Genomic DNA, 569 nt, shown 5'->3' on the forward strand with positions numbered 1-569 from the left:
CTTTGTATGTTATTGAGAAAGAAGGAGTTGGACATAAAATTGAACGAAACCAATATGACCACAATGATCATAAAGCTCGTCATCAACTTGATAAATAAGCTGCTGTTTTTATGTTTACGGTACGTTTGCTGAAACAGCATCATGTTCATCCCCTTTTTTCCATAATCATAGCATATTCCTGATGGATGTAGAGTTAGCGGCAAGCTAGCCATTTTATCGAATGTTAGCCGTTCTTTAACTTTTTCGGCTTCCGGATAGCCTTCTATAATGTTGAGCATTGTGATTACAGCCGGACCAATTAAGATATGGTTACAAGGTTCGACAAACCGTTGTTAATGAAATTTGAAAGCTAAGGGGAGATCAGAAAGCCTATGCAAGATACCATGGCGCAAAAAATGATCAAGCACAAATATTTACTTCTAATGTTTCTGCCGTGCTTGTTGTATTACATTTTATTTAAATATGTTCCCATGTTCGGAATCGTCATTTCTTTCAAAAACTACAATCCTTTTGTAGGCGTTATGGGGAGTGAATGGGTCGGATTCAAATATTATGTCATGTTTTTTAAC

General features: G+C 36.4%; 1 pseudogene. It reads left to right on the forward strand.

Annotation, left to right across the window (positions count from 1 at the left end):
* Positions 1–371: 371 nt before the first annotated feature.
* A pseudogene (locus tag AC1DWB_RS37060) lies at positions 372–569 on the forward strand (sugar ABC transporter permease); the annotation flags it as partial.

The organism is Paenibacillus sp. P4_E11, from assembly GCF_056401635.1.